The sequence below is a fragment of the Pseudomonas sp. NPDC089422 genome (assembly GCF_044749405.1).
Classification (GTDB): domain Bacteria; phylum Pseudomonadota; class Gammaproteobacteria; order Pseudomonadales; family Pseudomonadaceae; genus Aquipseudomonas.
Genome location: NZ_JBIVHW010000001.1, coordinates 691,567 through 709,555 on the forward strand (window position 1 = coordinate 691,567; position 17,989 = coordinate 709,555).

Below are 17,989 nucleotides of genomic sequence, written 5' to 3' on the forward strand. Positions count from 1 at the left end.
GCACGCTATGCCTCTGGCGCTTCAAAATCAAGGTCGCTGTACCGGCCTCAGACATGCCCGCTGCTGTTCACGATCCTCAGGCACAGCGCCTCATAGGGGTCGAGATTGACGGTCAGCCGGCCATCCTCGGTCAGGTCGCCTTCGACCGTCTCGTTGATCATGTCCACCACTGGCCCCGGGGTGAAGCCGGTCAATTGCAGTTCCTCGGCAATTACCGCCTGGCCGAAGTTCAAGGCACTGATCTGGATGCCACGCCCGGCCGGCAGCTCATGCACCATCACCAGCAGGCCCGGGCTGCTGACCTCGGGCACCAGCACCTGGCGGCTGGTGGCGATGCCATAGGCCTGGCGCACGGCAAGTAGCTTCTTCACCTGGCTGGCGAACGACTCGGGGTTGTCCAGCTGGCGGTCGAGGCTGCCATACAGCGAGCGGGCGCGAGGCATGCCACGCACCGAGGCTTCTGCCTGCGGATCGAGCCCGGCCAGGTCATAGCCGCCCCGGTGGATCCAGCGGGTATCGCCGTCGAGCATGCGCTCGGCCACTGCTTCGGCCGGCAGTGGCAAGGCGCCGACCAGGTCCCAGCCGGACAGCGCGACCACGCCCGGTTGCATGGCGTTGTACATCACCAGCAGCAGATGCACCTTCTGGATCAGCGCGATGTCCGCCGGGCTGAGCTGATCGAGGTCGCGAAAGCCCAGCGCCGCGGTGATCAGGCTGGCGGTGGTGCAGGCAATGCCGTTGGTGACGAAGCGCAGGTTGTACGGCGCATGCTCCCCCGACAGGCGTTCGTAGATTTCCTCGCGGATATGCTCGCGCAGAATGCCGCCGGGCAGGGTCTGGCCCTTGTACAGGTACATGTCGTGGGCGTGCAGAGTCCAGAAGTGCACCAGCTCGACGGTCAGTTCATCGTGGTTCTGCAGGGCGTGGATCAACGACGCCGGGTCGATGCCGAAGGCGTGCATTTCCTTGAGCATCAGGCGCAGGAACTCGGTGTCGCCGGTCAGCAGGGCATGCTGGCAGGCGGGGCGGGTGATGAAGTCGTAGGACAGGTCGGCACCGCCCTTGGACATCTGCGCGATGTCGTCGAGGGTCAGGTTCAGCTCCTGGAAACTGAAGCCCCCCGCCTTGCGGATCATGCCGCCGATCAGCTGGTTGCCGACGATCGACAGCGGGTGGCTTTCCGACCAGGCACTGCCGCTGGCGCGGGTCTCTACGCCGAGAAAACCGTTGGCATCCAGGCGCAGGCCGCGGGCGCCCAGGCAGTCCAGCGCGTGCAGGGCGTCGCCGATGATCATCTGCTGGGCCGCGAAGCTGGGGTCGAGCCAGTTCAGTGACGGCTGGCCGTCCTTGAAATAGTGCAGGTACACCCAGCGCCGGGTCTTGCCGTCGACCCCGGTGATCGGCGCCGTGGCGCTCCAGTCGGTTTCCTTGACCCCGGGCTCGAAGAAGATCACCCGCTGCAGTTGGCCGACGATGTAGTGGCGCAGCTTGAGTTCGTCGCACAAAGCCGGCGCCAGGTTGACCGCATCGCGGCCCTCGGGCACGTCGGGCAGCAGCGGCCAGTCCTCCTCGCGGATCTCGACCATGTGGTAGAGCCCGGGGTAGGCGCCGTGGGCCAGCTCGGCCAGGCGGAAGTCGGCGCCCTTGCCGGTGTGCGAGGGGATCAGGTCGTCGATGGTCACGGCGTTGTGCGCGGCGGCCATGCGGCTCATCTGCACCAGCTCCTGCTCGTTGCCGTAGAGCGGGTCGATGTCGAAGCTGATGCGGTCGAAGTTACCGTCGATGCTCGGGGTGAAGTCACGCCCGCGCACACCGCCAGATTGTTTGATCGGGCCGGTGTGGATGCCCTGCACGCCGATCTCCGACAGGCGCTTCCACAGCGCTTCGTGGCCGAGGGCGGACAATACCGAGCAGCCTTCAGGGGCGATGATCGCGTCGGGGTAGACGGTCAGCCATACCGAGGCGATTTCCGTGGCGCGGCGTGGCTGGGCTTCGGCGTAGGGGTTCTGCCACAGGCGTGACTGGCCGGAGTACAGCCTGGCGCGTTCCTGCGAGACCTTGAGCATCGAACGGTCTTCGAGCCATTTGAGGTATGACGGGTCGGGCTGGGTCATTTCGCGTCCTCTTTGCGTGGCGGCACCGGCCCAAGTTATGACGGCATGGCGGGCGGATCGTTCGGCTTGAGAATAGTGCCTGGCCCGATGCCACCTAACATGACCTGAGGCATGCACCGAGGCGATCCCTGTTGCCGGCACAGGAGAGATTGGCCCGAAACAGACTGTAGGAGCGGGCTTGCCCGCGATGCGCCGCGCGGGCGGCGCTCGATCTAGAGAGCGCTGCAAGGCCACCGTCATGCACCTTGTGGCCCTCATTCGATCCCAAGACAGGCGCTTGGACGCCACACTGGCAACCTGTCAAATCAGGATTCGGTCATGGCCGATAGGTGCCTGCCGAGAGACAAGGTGAAGGCCGCCACGTGTCCGCCGGTGTTTTTGCAGCGCCCATTAGATCGAGCGCCGCCCGCGCGGCGCATCGCGGGCAAGCCCGCTCCTACAGTTTGTTTCGGGCCAATCCCTCCTGTGAGGTCACCGCTGTCCGCCTTGTTGGCACGACGGGATGTCGAGGTGGGCATTGACGGCCCGAAGGGGCCCATACTGATCACGGCTTGCGAATGGGGGAGCGGGCCGCTTCGCGCAAACTTTCCAGCAAATCCAGCACCGCCCCCTCGATATGCGGCTCATCGCGCCAGCACATGCCGATCGAGCCTTCCGCCTCCAGCTCGAAGTCCAGCCGGCGCAGCAATCCGCGGCCATGGAAGTGCTCGGCCACCCGCCCGGAAGCGACCGACAGCATGTCGCTGTTCTGCATCAACCACAGGTTGGCCATCAGCGAAGACGATTCGATCCGGCACGGCAGCGGCTTGCGCCCGGCGTTGCTCAGGGCGGTATCGAGGCGGTTGCGGATCGGCGTGGCCGGCGGCCACAGCAGCCAGTCGTACTGGTACAGGTCGTCCCAGCTCAGGCCTTTGCGCTCGGCCAGCGGGTGGTCGGGACGGGCGACCACCTGCATTGGCTCGCGAAACAGCATTTCGCTGTGCAGCGCCTGGCTCGGCTGGTAGTTGTCGACGCGCCCGACCACCACGTCGAGCTGGCCCAGCTGCAGGCGTTCGAGCAGCACGTTCATCGTGCTTTCCTGGAGTGATACATGCGCTTTCGGGTGTTTTTCCAGGAAGTACAGGATGGCATCCGGCACCAGGCTCGGCGCCGAGGCCGGCGAGGTGCCGATGGCCACGTTCGGCGTGTTGCCTTCGCGCAGGGCATCCAGGTTGCTCTGCGCCCGTTCCATCTCGCTGAGGATGCGCCGTGCGTGGTTGACCAGCAGGGTGCCCTCGGCGGTCGGTCGCAAGCCACGGGCGTGGCGCTCGAAGAGCAGGGCGCCGGCGTCTTCTTCGAGCTCCTTGAGGAACTTCGACAGCCCCGGCTGGGTGGTGTAGGCCTGCCGCGCGGTGTCGCTGAGGTTGCCGGTTTCGGCCAGCGTCACCAGCAGTTGCAGGTGGCGCGGGCGCAGGCGGCGGGTCCAGTGCATGGCGAGTCTCCCATCATATTTATCGTATGGCTGCATACGAAAATATCATTTTTTTTGTATGTCGAGCGGGCGTTTAATCGACTCGACACAGGGGCGCTGCCACTGCCATGAGCCCCTTCACAGCCCACCACAGGTGAAGCGATGAACAACAACGACAACATCGGCACGGCCCGCGCCGAGTTCTATCAACGCATCGACACCCAGGCGCTGTTCCCGCTGTGGGAACAGCTGCACAATCTGGTACCGCCCCAGCCCACCACCGCCTGCGTAGCGGCACTCTGGCGCTTCAGCGAGGTGCGCCCGTACCTGATGGAAGCCGGCCAATTGATCAGTGCCGAAGAAGCCGTGCGCCGGGTGCTGGTACTGGAGAACCCAGGCATCCGCGGTCAGGCTTCGATCACCCCGAGCCTGTACGCCGGCCTGCAACTGATCCTGCCGGGCGAGATCGCCCCCAGCCACCGCCACAGCCAGTCGGCGCTGCGCTTCGTGGTCGAAGGCAAGGGCGCTTATACCGCGGTGGACGGCGAGCGCACCACCATGCACCCGGGCGACTTCATCATCACCCCGTCCTGGACCTGGCACGACCACGGTAACCCCAGTGCAGCCGAAGGTGGCGAACCGGTGATCTGGCTCGACGGCCTGGACATCCCCACCGTGCGTTTCTACGGCGCCGGCTTTGCCGAAAACTACCCCGAAGCCGTGCAGCCGGTCAGCCGCCCGGAGGGCAACAGCCTGGCCCGCTACGGCGCCAACATGCTGCCCGTGCGCCATGAGGTGCACGACGGCACTTCGCCGATCTTCAGCTACCCCTATGCCCGTACCCGCGAAGCGCTGGCCACCCTCGAGCGCCAGGGCGAGGTGGATGCCTGGGACGGCGTCAAGCTGCGCTACTTCAACCCGGCCACCGGCGGCTGGGCCATGCCGACCATCGGCACCTGCATGCAACTGCTGCCACGGGGCTTCGTCGGCAAGACCGCACGCTGCACCGACGCCACCGTGTACTCGGTGGTCGAGGGCCGTGGCCGCGCCATCATCGGCGGGCAGACCTTCCACTTCGAGCCCAAGGACACCTTCGTGGTGCCGAGCTGGGCGCCGCTGAGCCTGCAGGCCGACGAGGCGTGCGTGCTGTTCAGTTATTCCGACCGGCCGGTGCAGGAGGCCCTCGGGCTGCTGCGCGAAGCCCGCGAACACCATTGATCCGAGGACCCTCTGCCATGACTTACCTGTTCGAACCTGCCGCCACCACCAGCCTGCCGATTGCCGGCAGCGACCAGCGCTTCCCGGTGCGCCGCGTGTACTGCGTGGGCCGCAACTACGCCGCCCACGCCCGCGAAATGGGCTTCGACCCGGACCGCGAGCCGCCGTTCTTCTTCTGCAAGCCGGCCGATGCCGTGGTCCCGGTGGCTGATGGCCAGACCCTGGAACTGCCGTACCCGGCCGAAACCAGCAACTACCACTATGAAATCGAGCTGGTCGCCGCCATCGGCAAGGGCGGCCGCGACATCCCGCTGGAACAGGCCAACGAACACGTGTTCGGCTACGCCGTGGGGCTGGACATGACCCGCCGCGACCTGCAGATGAAGATGCGCGAGATGGGCCGCCCGTGGGAAATCGGCAAGGCCTTCGACGCCTCCGCACCAATCGCCCCGCTGCACCCGGCCAGCCAGGTCGGCCACCCGGCCCAGGCGGCCATCTGGTTGCAGGTCGAAGGCCAGGACCGCCAGCGCAGCGACATCGACAAGCTGATCTGGTCGGTGCCGGAAACCATTGCCTACCTGTCGCGCTTCTTCGAGCTGCAGCCCGGTGACCTGATCATGACCGGCACTCCCGAAGGCGTCGGCCCGGTCGTGGCCGGTGAGCTGATGGTCGGTGGCGTTGATGGCCTGGGCGAGCTGCACGTGCGCGTCATCTGATTGCCCCGGGCCGGCGTGGCCGGCCCTTCCTCCCGGTTTTACACGTGGCCCGCGCCTGTGCGCCGGCCCGGAGGTTCCGCTCATGTCTTCCACCGACAACAACAACACTGTGGATGTACAAGCCTTCATCGACAGTCAGCCGGTTGCCCGCGTCCAGTGGCGCATCCTGTTGCTGTGCTTCCTGGTCACGGCCATCGATGGCCTGGACACGGCCGCCATCGGTTTCATCGCCCCGGCCCTGCGCGAGCACTGGCAGATCGGCGCCGCCGAACTCGGCCCGGTGCTCGGTGCCGCGCTGATCGGCCTGATGCTGGGCGCGTTCATGGCCGGGCCACTGGCTGACCGCTTCGGCCGCAAGCGCGTGCTGCTGTGGTCGGTGGCCTGTTTCGGCGTCTTCAGCCTGGCTGCCGCCTTCGCCCAGGACCTGCACAGCCTGGCACTGCTGCGCCTGCTCACCGGCCTGGGCCTGGGCGGCGCGATGCCCAACGCGATCACCCTGACTTCCGAATATTGCCCGCAACGGCGCCGCTCGCTGATGGTCACCGGCATGTTCTGCGGCTTCACCCTCGGCTCGGCTCTGGGCGGGGTGGTGGCTGCACAGCTGTTGCCGCTGTTTGGCTGGCGCAGCGTGCTGGCCCTGGGCGGCGTGCTGCCGCTGGCACTGCTGCCGGTGCTGATGCTGGCGCTGCCCGAGTCGGTACGTTTTCTCGCGCGCCGCAGGCCGGGCGATGCCTTGGCCATTCTGCAGCGTATCGGCGCATTGCCGGCTGGCTGCCAGGGCCTGCGCATCGATGAAGCGGTCGAGGGCCATTCGCCGGTGCGTCAGATTCTTGCGGCCCCCTTGCGCCGCGGCACCCTGGCGCTGTGGCTGGCGTTCTTCATGAGCCTGCTGATCATCTACGGCATGACCAACTGGCTGCCGCTGCTGGTCCGGGACACCGGCCTGAGCCTGAGCCAGGCGGCGCTGGTCAGCGCGCTGTTCCAGATCGGCGGCACCCTCGGCGCGCTGTGCCTGGGCGCGGCCATGGACCGCTTCGATGCGCACCACGTACTGGTGCTGGCCTTGCTCGGCGGCGCCGGCTGCCTGTTCGCCATCGGCCAGTGCCATGGCAACTACCTGCTGCTGGGCCTGGGCGTGGCCGGCATGGGCTTCTGCATCAGCGGCTCGCAGGTCGGCGCCAACGCCCTGGCCGCCGCCTTCTACCCCACCAGCAGCCGTGCCACGGGCGTCAGCTGGGCGCACGGGGTAGGGCGCATCGGCTCGGTGTGCGGCACCTTCGGCGGCGCCTGGCTGATGGATGCCGGGCTGTCCTTCGAAGCGCTGTTCGGCGTGCTGATGCTGCCGGCCGTGCTGGCCGCGGCGGCGATTTTCTGCAAAGGCGTGCGGCCGGCCGCCGCGCTGCCCGCCAATACCCACATCACACTCTGACCGAGCAGGACTACTGCCATGCAGCTTTACAGCTTCTTCAACAGCTCCACCTCGTACCGGGTGCGCATCGCCCTGGCACTCAAGGGCCTGGAGGTGGACTACCACGGCGTCAACCTGCGTGCTGGCGAACAGCGCCAGGCGCAGCACCGCGAACTGAGCCCGATCGGCGGCGTGCCGGTGCTGGTGCGCGACGATGGCGTCAGCCTGACCCAGTCGCTGGCGATCATCGACTACCTCGACGCGCGCTACCCCCAGGCGCCGCTGCTGCCCAGCGAACCGTTGCTGCGGGCGCGGGTGCTGGAGGTCGCGCAGCTGATCGCCTGCGACATCCACCCGCTGAACAACGTGCGCGTGCTCGGCTATCTGCAGCGCGAGCTCAAGATGAGCGCCGAGGCCAAGGACAGCTGGTACGCCTACTGGGTCGCCGAAGGCCTGGCCGCCCTCGAAGCCTTGCTGCAACGCTACGGCTTTGGCCCGTACTGCTTCGGTGCGCAGGCGACCCTGGCCGACTGCTGCGTGGTGCCGCAGGTGGCCAATGCCGAGCGCATGGGCTGCGACCTGCAGGCCTACCCCCGGGTCATGGCGGTGTACGAGCACTGCCAGGCCCAGCCGGCCTTCCAGCGTGCCGCCCCCGGCCGCCAACCCGACTTCATTCAATAAGAAACGCAGGCCCCATACCTGCACGGAGACCCGAATCATGACTGCCAGACAACAAAAAATCATCATCGTCGGTGGTGGCATCGGCGGCCTCGCCGCTGCCCAGGCCCTGACCGCCCAAGGCATCCAGGTGCTGCTGCTGGAGCAGGCCGACCACATCGGCGAGATCGGTGCCGGTATCCAGCTCGGCCCTAACGCCTACGCGGCGCTGGATGCCCTGGGCGTTGGCAACGCCGCGCGCAACCGCTCGGTGTTCACCGACCACCTGATCATGATGGACGCCATCGATGCCCACGAAGTCGGGCGCATCGAAGTGGGCGAGGGATTCCGCCAGCGCTTCGGCAACCCCTATGGCGTGATCCACCGCGCCGACATCCACCTGTCGATCCTCGAAGCCGTGCGCGAGAACCCGCTGATCCGCTTCCAGACCTCCACGCACATTGCCGGCATGGAGATGGACGACTACGGCGTGACCCTGACCGACAGCAAGGGCAACCGTTACCAGGCCGATGCCGTGATCGGCTGCGATGGCGTCAAGTCGGTGATCCGCGAGCGCATGGTCGGCGACCCGGCGCGCGTCACCGGCCATGTGGTGTATCGCGCCGTGGTGGATGTCGAGAACATGCCCGAGGACCTGCGCGTCAACGCCCCGATGCTATGGGCCGGCCCGCGTTGCCACCTGGTGCATTACCCGCTGCGCGGCGGCCAGCAGTACAACCTGGTGGTGACCTTCCACAGCCGCAACGAGGAGCAGTGGGGCGTCACCGATGGCAGTAAGGACGAAGTGCTGTCGTACTTCGAAGGCATCCATGAGCGCCCACGGCAGATGCTTGACCGGCCCACCTCCTGGCGCCGCTGGGCCACGGCCGACCGCGACCCGGTGGAGCAGTGGGGCGAAGGCCGTGCGACCTTGCTGGGTGATGCAGCCCACCCGATGACCCAGTACCTGGCCCAGGGTGCCTGCATGGCGCTGGAAGATGCGGTGGTGCTGGGGCAGGCGGTCAAGGCCTGTGAGCACGACTTGCAGGCGGCGTTCCGCCTGTACGAGTCGATCCGCATTCCGCGCACGGCACGGGTGCTGTGGTCGGCGCGGGAGATGGGCCGGCTGTACCACGCCAAGGGCGTCGAGCGGCTGGTGCGCAACCAGCTGTGGGAGGGGCGTTCGCAGGCGCAGTTCCAGGATGCGGTGCAGTGGTTGTATGGCTGGAATGTTGATACCTGCCTGGAGCACTGATACCCGGCCCGCCCTGCAAAAGCATTACCTGGGTTGGCGAGTCGCCTGCCAGCACAGCAAGGATCCGACCGTCACCAGCAACGCCCCTTGCCAGAACTGCAACCCCAGGTGCGCGCCGAGCCAGGCGGCGGCAAAGGCCGACGACAACACCGGCGCCGAATAGGACGCGGTCGCCAGCAAGGTCAGGTTGCCGCGCAGGATGCCGATGTTCCACAAGGCATAGCCGCCAGCCATACCCACCGCTGCGGCCAGCAGCTCCAGGCTGTGGCGCAGCGAGAAGGGCGGCAGCGTTTCGCTGCTGATCCAGTACTTCACCCACAGCACGGCCGCCGTCAGCAGGAAGAACAGCACCACATGGCTCTGCCCGTTGGCATAGCGCCGGGTGATGTTGCAGTACAGCGCGAAGGTGATCGCGCAGGCGGCGGCCAGGCTATAGCTCAACGGGTTGGAGGCGACGTTGCTGGCGATGCTGTCCAGCGACAGGCCATCGGTGCTCACCACCCAGAGAATCCCCAGCAAGGCCACTGCGGTGCCAGGCACGATGATCCAGCGCGCCGGCTGTTGGTTCATGAAGATCGCCAGCAGCACCGTCAGGCTCGGCCACAGGTAGTTGACCACGCCCAGCTGGATGGCCTGGGTGCGGCTGACGGCAAAGCCCAGGGCCAGGCACAGGCAGATTTCATAGGCGACGAACAGCGCGGAGCCGGTGATCAGGTAGAACCGCGAGGCATGGCGCAGGCGTGGGCGGCCGAGCAGCAACACCAGCAGGGTGGCGCCGAGGGTGTAGATCAGTGCAGCGCCGCCGATCGGCCCGAAGTATTCGCTGACACTGCGGATCAGGCCGCTGGCCGTGCTCCACAGCAAGATCGCCGCCAGACCACAGGCGGTGGCGGCAGGGCCGCTGGTGATGCGCATTGCAGGTTCTCAATCTGAAAAAAAGGCCGGGGAGTCTATCACCGACTGCTCGTAGGAGCGGCCTGCGGGAGCGATTGTCTTGCTCAATTTCTGAAAGCCGGCGCGGCTCATCCTGCACCGGGATGCGGTGTCGGGCGGTGGCTACGCGATGATCGGCACGGTGATCAGTGCCGACCTGGACCTGATCGGGCAGATGCAGCCGAACCAGCAGGCGCGGTTCTTGGCGGTGAGCCTTGAGGATGCACTGGCGAAGCCAGTGCCATCCACAACAGTCTTCAGAAGCTGTACTTGGCCGTCAGCATCATGTTACGTGGCGCGCCCCAGGTATCGCCGGCGTAGTCCACCGAACTGGCAATGGCCGAGTAGTACTTGCGGTCGAACACGTTGTTGGCATTGAGCTGCAGGTCGAGGTGCTGGTTCACCCGGTAGCCGGCCATCAGGTCGGTGACCGCATAGGCACCTTGAATCAGCCGGTACTGGCTGCCATCGGCCACGGTGAAGTCGTTGTAGATACGGCTCTGCCACGAAATGTTGCCCCCAACACGCAGTTTCTCCAGTGGGCCCTGGAAGTGGTAGACCGTGTTCAGCTTGAACATGTGTTCCGGGGTGTCGGTGTCGAAACGCTGGTTGACCTTGGCCGGGTTGGCGGCGTCCTTGATGGTGTGCGCGCGGGCGTAGGTGTAGCCGCCACCGACTTGCCAGTTCGGTGTCAACGCACCTTGCAGTTCCATGTCGATACCCTGGCTGCGCACTTCGCCCGAGGCCTCGTAGCAGGAGGTTTGCGGGCAGTCCGCGACGAATACCTGGGTGGCACGGTTTTCCTGGTCGATGCGGAACAGCGCGATGCTGGCATTGAGCGCGCCGTCGAAGTATTCGCCCTTGATGCCGACCTCGTAGTTCTTGCCCACAATCGGTTTCACCGGGGTACCGGAAGTGCCCTTCGAGCTTTGCGGGGTGAAGATGTCGCTATAGCTGACATACACCGAGTGATGGTCGTCGAGGTCGTAGATCAGGCCTGCATACTTGGTGACATTGCGGGTGACCTTGTAGTCGCCGTCGCCATCGCGGTTGTCGTAGTCGTACCAGTCCAGGCGCCCGCCGAGGATCAGCTTGAGCGGGTCGGCCAGGTTCAGTCGGGTGGTGATATAGACACCGTCCTGTGTGGTGACTTCCCGTTTATTGCCGGTGTGAACGAAGTTCGGCTTGCTGCCGTTGAGCGGCCAGAACATGTCATACGGGCTGTAATTGCGCGTGTCCATGTCATAGATGCGCTTGCTGGCGCCGACCACCAGCTCATGGCTGCGGCCCAGCAGGTCGAACGGCCCGCTGACGAAGGCATCCAGGCCAGTTTGGTTTTCCTGGTGCCTGGACTGGTAGACCGTGCGCGCAATAGGCGCTTGCAGCCCGGCCCAGCGCGACTGGTAGGAACCGGTAAAGGTGGCCTGCTGCTGCGCGTAGTTGGCATTGACCTGCAACTTCCAGTCATTGGCCAGGCGCTGGCGCAACTCGGCGAAAACCGTATCGATCTCCTGATCTTTGTTTTCCCAGTCGCTGCCGGGGTTGTAGGAGCGCGAGAAACCCATGTGATGGCCATCGAGGGCGGTAGGCATGGCGCCCCAGAAGTAATTGGTCTTGTCCTTCTGGTGGGAGAAGCCGAGCATCAGGCTGGTGTCATCGGACAGGTCCGCCTCGGTCACCGCATAGAACAGGCCGTGGTCTTCCTCGACGTCATCGATGTAGCTGTTGGCGTCGCGGTAGGACGCCACCACACGCCCGCGCAGGGTGCCGTTGTCGTTGAGCGGGCTGGAGGCATCGACCTCGCCGCGGTAGTCATCCCAGCTGCCGGCGGCACCGGTCAGGGTGACCTTCTGCTCGGCCAGCGGGCGCTTGCGCACCAGGTTGATCGCCGCCGACGGGTTGCCGGCACCGGTGACCAGGCCGGTGGCGCCGCGCACCACCTCGACCCGGTCGAACATCGCCAGGTTCGGCTGGGCGCCGACCACCCAGCCGGTATAGCCGCTCGGAATGCCGTCGTACATCAGGTTGTCGATGTCGAACCCGCGTGCCGAGTAGCTCTGCCGGCCCGGGCCGCTGGAGTAGTCGAGAAACAGGCCTGGCGTGGCCTTGACCACGTCGTTGATGCTGGTCATGGCCTGGTCGTCCATGCGCTGGCGGGTGATCACGGTCACCGCCTGGGGCGTTTCACGCATGCTCAGCGGCAGCTTGGTGGCGGTGGACATGGAGCCGGTGGTGTAGGAGCCCGAGCCTTCGGTGGTGCTGCCCAGCGCGTCCGAGCTGATTTCCGTGGCGCCCAGTTCCAGTGTGGTCGGGGCGTCTTCGGCCAGTGCGGGCGTGGCGATTGCCATGTATACGGCCATGGCGAGCAGGTTACGGGCAGCGAGAGGGCGCGTGTGCGCGAGGGGCGACAGCATGAAGGGCAAGCTCCTGATTACTGCTAATGTAATTAAATATGAGAATGATTAGCAGTAAGTTTGTCAGGATATGTCGCTCCTTGGGAAGGTGGTATGCCAGATCCATTACAAAATTTTCACAAATCACCCGGAGCGGGTGATCTTCTTGCCACGCTGGCTGGCCACTTCCAGTGCCTGCCCGTCGCGCTGCTTGCCTTGCCGCGCCAGCCCTTCCAGCTGCGGGATCAGCATGCCTTCGGGCAGGTGCCGCCAGAACCGCCCCGGCATGTGCAGGCGCAGGGCATCGGGGTTGAGCCGGGCCGGGTTGAAGGTGTGCCGGTAGTAGGTACGCCACAGCTCGGCACCGGGGTCGTCGGCATTGTGTGCCCATTGCCGCCAATCGTCCGGGCAACGCCGGTGATAGTCGAAGGCCTGGCCGTCGAAGCGAATGCCATCCTGCGGCGTCGCGATCAGCCAGAGCTGGCGCCCGAGGCGGTCGGCGAAGTGCGCGCTGGCGCTTTCCAGGATGTCGTGAGCAGGTTCGTGATAGGCCACCAGGTCCAACTGCAACTGTTCGGCCAGCGCCTCTGGCAGCGGCACGAAACGCACGAATGCATGCAGGTGGTGCGCCTCACGGCTGACCTGCTTGATGCGCCGCTGCAGTTCGCTGCCCAGCCGGTCACCGGCCAGCATGGCCGTGCGATCGCCGTGGGCCACGCGCCAGAGCACTTCATACAGCAGGTTCCAGCGTTGCTCGCCGCGGTAGCGGGCCGCGTGCTCCAGTTGCGTCAGCAACGCGGCAGGCACCTTGGCGCGAAACGGGCCAGGGCCTTCGGGTAAAAGAGTGGGCAGGGCCAGCAGGTCCTGGATCGGGCCTTGTGCCCAGGTCACGTCGGCAGGGTCGATACCGTGGCCAAGCAGGGTGCGGGCCTGGTTGCGCCAGGTGCCGAACTGGTCATCGCAATCGAGCGCAATCACCCCCACAACCCCATCTGCTGCGGCGCCTGAGGTTCGCGCAGGCGTGCCCTGAGCAAGCCACTGCGCAGCTCGCCATCGGCGGGGCGGTAATCGCTGGTGACGATGAACGGCCGCGCCTTGTCCAGCACGCAGCGCAGCTGGATCAGGTCGTCGTAGCGCACGCGCCGCTCGCGGCGCAGTGCCACCAGCCGTTGCACGCTGCGCAGGCCAATGCCGGGAATGCGCGCCAGCAGCGCCGGTTCGGCACGGTTCACATCCAGCGGGAACACCTCGCGGTTGGCCAGCGCCCAGGCAAGCTTGGGGTCGATGTCCAGCGCCAGGTTGCCGGCCTGGCCGAGCAGTTCACCGGCCTTGTAGCCGTAACCACGCAGCAGGAAGTCGGCCTGGTACAGGCGGTGTTCGCGCAGCAGCGGCGGGGCGGCCAGCGGCACGCTGCCAGGGCTGTCGGGGATCGGGCTGAAGGCCGAGTAGTACACGCGTTTGAGCCCATAGCCCTGATACAGCGACTCGGCGTTGCGCAGCAGGGTGCTGTCGTCGGTGGCGTCGGCGCCGACGATCACCTGGGTGCTCTGCCCGGCCGGGGTGAAGCGCGGTGCTTTCGGTTCACCGGCCACAGCCTGCTGGCCCTGATGGATCACGGCCATGGCCTGGCGGATGGTATGCGCCTGCTTTTCCGGGGCCAGGCGCTTGAGGCTGGCATCGGTGGGCAACTCGATGTTGACGCTGAGGCGGTCGGCCAGGCGCCCGGCTTCTTCGATCAGCAGCGGGTCGGCGTCGGGGATGGTCTTGAGGTGGATGTAGCCACGGAAGTTGTGTTCTTCACGCAGCAGGCGCGCCACGCGGATCAGCTGTTCCATGGTGTAGTCGGCCGAGCGGATGATCCCGGAGCTCAGGAACAGGCCGCTGATGCAGTTGCGCCGGTAGAAATCCAGGGTCAGGCGCACCACTTCCTCGGGGCTGAAGCGGGCCCGCGGCACGTTGCTGGAACGGCGGTTGACGCAGTATTGGCAGTCATACAGGCAAAAGTTGGTCAGCAGCACCTTGAGCAGCGACACGCAGCGGCCATCGGGGGTGTAGCTGTGGCAGATGCCCATGCCATCGGTCGCGCCCAGGCCATCGCTGCCCCGCGAGCTGCGTTTCGGCGCGCCGCTGCTGGCGCATGAGGCATCGTACTTGGCGGCATCGGCGAGAATGCCGAGTTTGGCGATGAGCTGCATGGGGATGTCTCGAAATACTGAATATTCATACAGTATTTCGAGACTTGGGCATTTGCAAGGGCCCGGAGGCGAACGGACGAGTTTGCAGGCTTCAGGGCTTGCTGAACCGGTAGAACAGGTTGGGCTCGCTGACGATATAGAGGTTGCCAGCGCTGTCCATGGTCATGCCTTCGGGCTGCGGCGCATCACGGTGCAGCCCGCCGAGCCAGGCACGCAGCGAACGAATGCTGACGAAGCGGCCATCACCGTCAAGTTCGGTGATGTTCTTCGACTGGTCGCTGAGCACCAGCAGGTGGCCGGTACGCGGGTCGTAGTAACCGTCTGACAGGTCGGTGGCGTACACGCTGCGCTTGACCCAGTCGCGGCGGTCGCTGACGGTAATTTGCAGGGGGCCACCGCTGAGCGCCGTGAGCATGCCGGTCACAGTGAACAGCTGGCGTGGGTCGCGCTCCTTGATAGCGAACAGGCGGTCGTGCTGGCGGTCGTAGGTCACCCCCTCGAAGCCCTTGTTGCGCAAGGTCGGGTTGATGTCGAGGGTGATCCACTGGGCCTCGCTGGCGTGGATCGGCTGCGGGTGGTCGGGCAGAGTGATCACGTCCAGCCGTTGCTTCTGCTCGTCGCTGATGGCCAGGCGGCCATTGCCCAGGTACGCCAGGCCCTCGGTGTCCTCGAAGTCCACCAGCGGGTAGCGGGCTACGATGTCGCCCGTCTTGCTCAACTCCAGCAGCTCCATGGGTATGCCATTGGTGATTGCCAGCAGACGGTCACGGTCGTAGTCATAGGTGATGCCGGAGAGGTTGTCCAGGCCTGGCTCCACCACCTTGGCGTCGATCGTGAGCTTGAAGTCCGGCAGCCAGATGTTCTTGCCGGGCGCGGTGTCGCCGGTCCAGCGGTTGCTCAGGTGCGCGTAGAGCTGCTGCGGCCAGAACGAGCGGGCGGCCTCGATGCCCACCAGGGCCATGGCCACCAGCACGCTGATTGCGCCAACCTGGCCCCAGCGGTTCAAGCGTCGCCACAGATGCCGGCGTGGTGCTGGCAGGGTCTGGGTAGTCATTGTGCGCGTCCTTGTGCTGCGGTTTGCAGATTGGCGGGCGTGTTGGCCCAGGCGAAGTGGTAGACCTGTTCAGGTACGGCTGGCTGGCATTGGCCGTTGTCGGCGTCGGCACCGACCACGTACCACTCGGCGCGTGAGGTATCGCCCAACCGGTGAGCCTTGTCGGCGTTGAAGCAACGGCCCAGTTCCGTCTCCGGAATCAGGGCAAAGGCGGTGGGGTTCTTGCGCAACCAGTACACTGCCGTCTCCGGCTTGGACTGGTTGGCGAAACCGAAATGGACGATGGGCTGTCGAGCGAACAGCCAGTGCCCTTCACGCCAGTTGACCAGCACCAGCTCGGCGCCACCGGTGGCGCGTGCGGCATCGGCCATCAAGGTTTCGTGGGGGTTGCGGCCTTCCTTGAGCGGCTCGACGAAGCCGCGGGCGAACCACAGGCAGAACCAGGCCACGGCAATGGCCGTGAACGCCTTGCGCCAGCCGGGGCGGCGCTGCAGCCAGCGCTTGAGCAGCCAGGGCACCAGCGGTGCGATGACCAGTACCAGGCCAGGCAGGGCCGGGAAGATATAGAGCTTGCGCTTGCCGCTGCTCAGGCTGAAGAACAGCAGCACCAGGGCCACCCAGCCGAGCAGCAGCAGGAAGCGCCCATCGCGTTTGTGCAACTGCCGGCGCCAGGCCGGGACCAGCCACGGCAAGGCCAGGATCAGTGGCAGCCAGTACTGCGGGATGACCTTGACGAAGAAGTACCAGAAGGGCTCGCGATGGTCCCAGGCATTGGCATAGCGGTTGGCGGTCTGGCGCAGGAGAATTTCCTTCAGGTAGGCCAGTTCCGCCGCACCGCCGCCGTGGGCGATCGATACCAGCAGCGGCAGCAGCCACACCGCGCAGCCTGCCAGCAGCCAGACGAAGCCCAGGCTCCAGCGCCAACCCTGGCCGGGGTACGCCACCACGCCGCGCCAGCCTTTGCGCACGGCCCAGGCATAGGGCAGCAGCATCAGCGCCGGGACAAACCCCACGCCCTTGCTGATGATGCCCAGGCCCATGGCCGCGCAGGCCAGGTAGAACCAGCCCCAGGCAGGCCCGAGCAACAGGTGGCGAACCATGCCGTAGAGGCCCAGCGCCACCCACAGGCACAGGAAGCTGTCGATCTGCCCGGTGCGCAGGATGCTGTAGCTCTGGTAGGTCGCCAGGAACAGCAGCGCGGCAATCACACCGATGCGCCGGGTCCACAGGCGTCGCCCCAGGTCATGCAGTACCAGGGTGATGGTCGCCGCGGACATCAGCCCTGGCAGGTACAGGGCGATCTTGGGCGAGCCGGTCAGGTAGCTGAACAGGGCCACGGTCCACATGAACAACGGTGGTTTGTCGCCGTAGATTTCCGCAGCGCGGTGGGGGATGAACCAGTTGCCGCTCTGGAGCATTTCCAGGGCAACGCCGAGGAAGCGCTCTTCATCGACGTTCATCGGCTGGCGCCAGCCGATACCGGCACCGACCAGCAGCACAGCGAGTACAACCAGGGCCAGGCGTTCGGCCCCGAGCGTCTTGAACCTTGGCAAGGGCTATTCCTTCTGCTCTTTGTGTCGGGCAATCAATTGCAGGTTGCGCAGGTAGACCACCAGGCCGAACGACTGGCCGATGATGAATACCGGGTCCTCGCGGTAGATGGCGTAGATCAGCAGCAGGGCGCTGCCGAGCATGCTCAGGTACCAGAAGCCCACCGGGATCACGCTGCGTTTCTTGAATTCGCTGTACAGCCACTGCAGGACGAAGCGGCCGGTGAACACGACCTGGCCGGCGAAGCCGACGATCAGCCATAGGGTTTCGCGGGTCATCCTTCGAGCTCCTGGGGTTGGGTGTCGAGGCGCGTGCGGCGGATCAGCCACCAGACCCCGACCAGGTCGAGAATGCCGACCAGGGCGCGGTCCAGGTTGCCGTACTTGGACACCCCGGCATGGCGCGGGCGGTGGTTCACCGGGTGCACCAGCATGCGGCCTTTGTGGCGCAGGATCAGCGCCGGGATGTAGCGGTGCATGTGGTCGAAGTAGGGCAGGCGCAGGAAGGCGTCGCGGTCGATCAGTTTCAGGCCGCAGCCGGTGTCTGGCGTGGCGTCCTTGAGCAGGCGGCTGCGCAGGCCGTTGGCAAAGCGCGAGGCCCAGCGCTTGCTGGCGGTATCGCGGCGGTTGACGCGGTGGCCGGCGACCAGCTTGATGCCGCCGGCGAAGTCTTCGTTGCCGCGTACCAGGGCGAGCATGCCGGGGATGTCGGCCGGGTCGTTCTGCCCGTCGCCGTCGAGGGTGGCCAGCCAGCGGCCGCGGGCAGCCTGGGCGGCATGCCAGATCGAGGTGCTCTGGCCCAGCGAGCGGTCGTGGCGCAGGATGCGCAACTGGGTGAAGCCTTGCTGCTTGAGCTGCTTCAGCATGTTGAGCGTCTGGTCAGTGCTGCCGTCGTCGACCACCAGCACTTCGTAATTTTCATTGGCCAGTGCCGTGCGGATTTCCGCCAGCAACGCCGGCAGGTTGTCGACCTCATTCTTGGCGGGGATCAGTACCGAGAGGTCAAGTGGATCAGTCATTGAGGCTACCTGTGTTCTTGTAATGGT

15 protein-coding genes and 1 pseudogene are annotated in these 17,989 nt (G+C 65.8%); 6 read left to right on the forward strand and 10 right to left on the reverse strand.

Going from position 1 to position 17,989, the window contains the following annotated elements; genetic code table 11:
* Positions 1-47: 47 nt before the first annotated feature.
* A complete protein-coding gene (treS, locus tag ACIPZ8_RS03160) occupies positions 48-2,114 on the reverse strand; it encodes a maltose alpha-D-glucosyltransferase (protein WP_400719539.1) in 2,067 nt (688 codons plus the stop codon).
* Positions 2,115-2,658: 544 nt separating this feature from the next.
* Positions 2,659-3,585, reverse strand: coding sequence for a LysR substrate-binding domain-containing protein (locus ACIPZ8_RS03165; RefSeq protein WP_110633978.1), 927 nt, complete (start codon positions 3,583-3,585; stop codon positions 2,659-2,661).
* A 141-nt stretch (positions 3,586-3,726) separates the two neighbouring features.
* Here ACIPZ8_RS03165 and gtdA point away from each other — a divergent pair, with 141 nt between their 5' ends.
* The 5 genes from gtdA (at position 3,727) to ACIPZ8_RS03190 (ending at position 8,818) form a co-directional block, all read left to right on the forward strand.
* Positions 3,727-4,782 carry a gentisate 1,2-dioxygenase gene (gene gtdA / locus ACIPZ8_RS03170; protein WP_400719541.1) on the forward strand — a complete coding sequence of 352 codons (1,056 nt, stop codon included), beginning with the start codon at positions 3,727-3,729 and terminating at the stop codon, positions 4,780-4,782.
* 17 nt (positions 4,783-4,799) lie between these two features.
* Positions 4,800-5,498 carry a fumarylacetoacetate hydrolase family protein gene (locus tag ACIPZ8_RS03175; RefSeq protein ID WP_400719543.1) on the forward strand — a complete coding sequence of 233 codons (699 nt, stop codon included), beginning with the start codon at positions 4,800-4,802 and terminating at the stop codon, positions 5,496-5,498.
* A gap of 82 nt (positions 5,499-5,580) precedes the next feature.
* Positions 5,581-6,927, forward strand: a complete 1,347-nt coding sequence (locus ACIPZ8_RS03180; RefSeq protein ID WP_400719545.1) for an MFS transporter — start codon at positions 5,581-5,583, stop codon at positions 6,925-6,927.
* A gap of 18 nt (positions 6,928-6,945) precedes the next feature.
* Complete coding sequence (gene maiA, locus ACIPZ8_RS03185; RefSeq protein ID WP_400719547.1) at positions 6,946-7,587, forward strand: maleylacetoacetate isomerase; 642 nt, start codon at positions 6,946-6,948, stop codon at positions 7,585-7,587.
* A gap of 37 nt (positions 7,588-7,624) precedes the next feature.
* On the forward strand, positions 7,625-8,818 hold the full coding sequence (locus ACIPZ8_RS03190) for a 3-hydroxybenzoate 6-monooxygenase (protein ID WP_400719549.1): 1,194 nt from the start codon (positions 7,625-7,627) through the stop codon (positions 8,816-8,818).
* A gap of 24 nt (positions 8,819-8,842) precedes the next feature.
* Here ACIPZ8_RS03190 and yddG read toward each other — a convergent pair whose 3' ends face one another.
* A complete protein-coding gene (gene yddG / locus ACIPZ8_RS03195; protein WP_400719551.1) occupies positions 8,843-9,733 on the reverse strand; it encodes an aromatic amino acid DMT transporter YddG in 891 nt (296 codons plus the stop codon).
* Positions 9,734-9,839: 106 nt separating this feature from the next.
* On the opposite strand from yddG, the pseudogene ACIPZ8_RS03200 reads away from it, so the two are divergent.
* Positions 9,840-9,980: pseudogene (locus ACIPZ8_RS03200) on the forward strand (allophanate hydrolase); the annotation flags it as partial.
* Between the two features lie 28 nt (positions 9,981-10,008).
* On the opposite strand, the gene ACIPZ8_RS03205 reads toward ACIPZ8_RS03200, so the two are convergent.
* The 7 genes from ACIPZ8_RS03205 to ACIPZ8_RS03235 all read right to left on the reverse strand — a co-directional run bounded on the left by ACIPZ8_RS03205 (position 10,009) and on the right by ACIPZ8_RS03235 (position 17,962).
* On the reverse strand, positions 10,009-12,111 hold the full coding sequence (locus tag ACIPZ8_RS03205; RefSeq protein ID WP_400719748.1) for a TonB-dependent siderophore receptor: 2,103 nt from the start codon (positions 12,109-12,111) through the stop codon (positions 10,009-10,011).
* Positions 12,112-12,288: 177 nt separating this feature from the next.
* Complete coding sequence (locus ACIPZ8_RS03210; RefSeq protein WP_400719553.1) at positions 12,289-13,128, reverse strand: TIGR03915 family putative DNA repair protein; 840 nt, start codon at positions 13,126-13,128, stop codon at positions 12,289-12,291.
* On the reverse strand, positions 13,119-14,339 hold the full coding sequence (locus ACIPZ8_RS03215) for a putative DNA modification/repair radical SAM protein (RefSeq protein ID WP_400719555.1): 1,221 nt from the start codon (positions 14,337-14,339) through the stop codon (positions 13,119-13,121). Before ACIPZ8_RS03215 ends, ACIPZ8_RS03210 begins: the two co-directional genes overlap by 10 nt.
* A 91-nt stretch (positions 14,340-14,430) precedes the next feature.
* Entirely contained in the window at positions 14,431-15,300 is an 870-nt protein-coding gene (locus ACIPZ8_RS03220; RefSeq protein WP_400719750.1) for an SdiA-regulated domain-containing protein, read from the reverse strand.
* A gap of 89 nt (positions 15,301-15,389) precedes the next feature.
* Positions 15,390-16,946, reverse strand: coding sequence for an ArnT family glycosyltransferase (locus ACIPZ8_RS03225; RefSeq protein ID WP_400719557.1), 1,557 nt, complete (start codon positions 16,944-16,946; stop codon positions 15,390-15,392).
* Positions 16,947-16,949: 3 nt separating this feature from the next.
* On the reverse strand, positions 16,950-17,222 hold the full coding sequence (locus tag ACIPZ8_RS03230; RefSeq protein ID WP_079227811.1) for a lipid-A-disaccharide synthase N-terminal domain-containing protein: 273 nt from the start codon (positions 17,220-17,222) through the stop codon (positions 16,950-16,952).
* Positions 17,219-17,962 (reverse strand): glycosyltransferase family 2 protein, encoded by a 744-nt coding sequence (locus tag ACIPZ8_RS03235; protein ID WP_400719560.1) that lies wholly within the window; start codon positions 17,960-17,962, stop codon positions 17,219-17,221. Before ACIPZ8_RS03235 ends, ACIPZ8_RS03230 begins: the two co-directional genes overlap by 4 nt.
* Positions 17,963-17,989 lie beyond the last annotated feature (27 nt).

Excerpts from the sequence above, each read along its gene's own strand:
- ACIPZ8_RS03180 (WP_400719545.1), top strand. The coding sequence starts at position 5,581 with ATGTCTTCCACCGACAACAACAACACTGTGGATGTACAAGCCTTCATC.
- treS (WP_400719539.1), bottom strand. The coding sequence starts at position 2,114 with ATGACCCAGCCCGACCCGTCATACCTCAAATGGCTCGAAGACCGTTCG.
- ACIPZ8_RS03165 (WP_110633978.1), bottom strand. The coding sequence starts at position 3,585 with ATGCACTGGACCCGCCGCCTGCGCCCGCGCCACCTGCAACTGCTGGTG.
- ACIPZ8_RS03190 (WP_400719549.1), top strand. The coding sequence starts at position 7,625 with ATGACTGCCAGACAACAAAAAATCATCATCGTCGGTGGTGGCATCGGC.
- gtdA (WP_400719541.1), top strand. The coding sequence starts at position 3,727 with ATGAACAACAACGACAACATCGGCACGGCCCGCGCCGAGTTCTATCAA.
- ACIPZ8_RS03215 (WP_400719555.1), bottom strand. The coding sequence starts at position 14,339 with ATGCAGCTCATCGCCAAACTCGGCATTCTCGCCGATGCCGCCAAGTAC.
- ACIPZ8_RS03205 (WP_400719748.1), bottom strand. The coding sequence starts at position 12,111 with ATGGCCGTATACATGGCAATCGCCACGCCCGCACTGGCCGAAGACGCC.
- ACIPZ8_RS03230 (WP_079227811.1), bottom strand. The coding sequence starts at position 17,222 with ATGACCCGCGAAACCCTATGGCTGATCGTCGGCTTCGCCGGCCAGGTC.
- ACIPZ8_RS03220 (WP_400719750.1), bottom strand. The coding sequence starts at position 15,300 with ATGGCCCTGGTGGGCATCGAGGCCGCCCGCTCGTTCTGGCCGCAGCAG.
- ACIPZ8_RS03235 (WP_400719560.1), bottom strand. The coding sequence starts at position 17,962 with ATGACTGATCCACTTGACCTCTCGGTACTGATCCCCGCCAAGAATGAG.
- yddG (WP_400719551.1), bottom strand. The coding sequence starts at position 9,733 with ATGCGCATCACCAGCGGCCCTGCCGCCACCGCCTGTGGTCTGGCGGCG.
- ACIPZ8_RS03175 (WP_400719543.1), top strand. The coding sequence starts at position 4,800 with ATGACTTACCTGTTCGAACCTGCCGCCACCACCAGCCTGCCGATTGCC.
- maiA (WP_400719547.1), top strand. The coding sequence starts at position 6,946 with ATGCAGCTTTACAGCTTCTTCAACAGCTCCACCTCGTACCGGGTGCGC.